The sequence below is a fragment of the Pseudoalteromonas sp. SG43-7 genome, from assembly GCF_014164295.1.
Lineage (GTDB): Bacteria > Pseudomonadota > Gammaproteobacteria > Enterobacterales > Alteromonadaceae > Pseudoalteromonas > Pseudoalteromonas rhizosphaerae.
The window spans coordinates 1-2,412 of the sequence record NZ_JACJEY010000122.1 but is presented as its reverse complement, the minus strand read 5'-3'; the positions used below and the strand labels follow the sequence as shown (position 1 = coordinate 2,412).

The window sequence follows — 2,412 nt, the reverse complement described above, 5'->3', positions numbered from 1 at the left end:
CCTTGTGGTGCATGACTATATCTCTACTTGCTTACAGCGCCTTGCTGAGCAGCCAGATAACCTTGAGCCACTGCTACCTTGGAACATTAAGCAAAGCTAGGTGTCGTTAGCTATACGCTTACGATATACCTGATATCAAGAGAAGTTTGTTAAATGCGAGAAAAGCTTTTCCTCAGCCACAATCTGACCCCAAAAAAAGTAAGGATATAGAAATACATGCATCGGTTTCTTCATTATCGTCGAAATTAAGTAAGGCCAAAAGCTCTATTGATATTTCTAAATTAAGTCAGCAAAATTTATCTCTACATAAGGAAATACTCTCTTCAAATGCAAAAATAAATAGTGATGAGGTTGCCACAGCAAAATGGGAATTTGAACATTTATCCAAATCAAAACTTGAGACGATAGCATTAGACACAAGTAATACATTTAGCAGCTCAGAGAGGGTAGCTGCATATGAAAGATGGCACACACTTGATCAGCAAAACCTATCAAACCTAAAACGAGACAGCCTTAAATACGAAAGTAACGTTACCGCACTAGCATCATTTGAAGAATTACTATTATCTCATATGAACTCTTTTTCTTCTTTTAGTAAAGCGATGGTTTCCGATGAATATAGCTCGCAAGTAACATCACAGTTCGAGTCTATTTTAGATGAACGGGATTTAGAAAAAAGCAAAAATATAAGCCGGTCTGAGCATTATTATGAAGCTATGGTGACGGATATTTTTGGTGGTACTGAATCAGAAATTTTAAGCGGCGCTGATGGGATGTCCTTATCTAACTTAATGCGAAGTTCTTATGAATTTTTGACACAAGGAGATAGAGAGTTATTAGCTGATATCTATGAATATGCTGATAATAATAATATAGATTTTAAGTATATCCGTCAGTTTGCCAGTGATCTTGGTGGTTACAGAATGCATGACGATGGGAAGATACTTAATAATTTTAATAATGGACACTTCAACGGTGAAGGATACCAGCTTGCGGTCAGCTTTACGGATAAAGATCAAGCTACGATAAATAATATTCTTGATAGTCAGAAAAAATTATCTTCATCTGATATAGATGAGGGTTTCATTTCGTTTATGACTGAACCAGGTTTAAGTGCATTGTCTCATAGGGGTAGTTACCAATTTCTACAACATATGATAGAAATAAAAGCGGGAATAGTGCCAAGCTTTTCGGCTGAAAAATTTAAGGCTTTTGAAGATTCTTCTAAGGTTGATGATCGGTATGTTATTATTACTTCAGATAAGCAGCTCCTCAGACCAGAACCTGATGTTATTTGTAAAAATGGCACCTGTGAAGTAACCGAAAAAGGTCTTAAAAACAATGTTACTTTGGAGGAAAATAAAGGCAATCCAATATTAGATCTTAAATCTAACTCAATAAGCTCCCTGTTAGAACTCAGAGTGAACAATACAACCGAAAATAACACTATATTTCAATGACTTGCTGATTGAAGTAGAATTTATTTTAACAACCTTCTAGGCTAATACCAAACACATTTCGGATGCGACGCGCTATGGAGAGCACGCTGTGGTCATAGTTGATCACGCAAGCTGGCACATGGGCAATGTTGATGAAGGCATTAAAAATGTCTCTGTGATACCTTGCCTCCTTATACCAATCTGCATAAAGATTAAGTCAATTTTATCCAGTCTCTAGAGCATATGCTTTTAACCGTATCAGGCACTGAGATGAATTTATTCCACGCTTGCAATACCTGTTCGACTATTTCTTCATAACCACTAAATACACGGTTTGATAGACAGTGTTGCCGTATCCAACTCCATACTTGCTCTATTGGATTTAACTCCGGGGAGTAAGGCGGAAGTTTTATTAGTGTGACATTATTGAATGGTTGTACCGTATCAATAGTATGCCAACCAGCGCCATCAACGATCACGACCGCATGACGTCCTGCCTCCGTGGCTTTTGATATTAATTCCATGTGTTGCGTCATGACCTCTTTATTGACGATAGGGCTGATCAGCGCTTCTGTTTTACCATTACTTGGGCAGACGGCACCAAATAAGTATCCATACTCAAACTGCTGTTGTTTTATTGCACGGGGTCTCGTGCCTGTTTCAGCCCATAAGCGTGTTGTTTGATTCTGTTGTCCAAACCGTGCTTCATCTTGAAACCAAACATCAATGCGCTCTAAAGGGAGATGTCCTGGGGTGTGAAGGATCGTTTCCACTTGGAACTTTTTTAAAAGCCTTTTGGCTTTCTTTTGACTGCTTTGGGTGCTTAGAACGGCTTGTGATCCAGCTAAATGTCAACAACAACCGAAAAGTGATCCACTCCACCATTTGAATAATGATCCACTATTTATTAAGGTTTTCCATTAATCCGGCTTGTTTCTTTTCTTTGATCCTATAACTTTCCCCCTTAATTTGA

The 2,412-nt window shown here is 38.1% G+C and carries 1 protein-coding gene and 1 pseudogene; one reads left to right on the top strand and one right to left on the bottom strand.

Annotation, left to right across the window (positions count from 1 at the left end; translation table 11 throughout):
• Positions 1-146: 146 nt before the first annotated feature.
• Complete coding sequence (locus H5200_RS22950; RefSeq protein ID WP_182762788.1) at positions 147-1,460, top strand: hypothetical protein; 1,314 nt, start codon at positions 147-149, stop codon at positions 1,458-1,460.
• 191 nt (positions 1,461-1,651) lie between these two features.
• Here H5200_RS22950 and H5200_RS22945 read toward each other — a convergent pair.
• Positions 1,652-2,306, bottom strand: a pseudogene (locus tag H5200_RS22945) (IS630 family transposase); the annotation flags it as partial.
• Positions 2,307-2,412 lie beyond the last annotated feature (106 nt).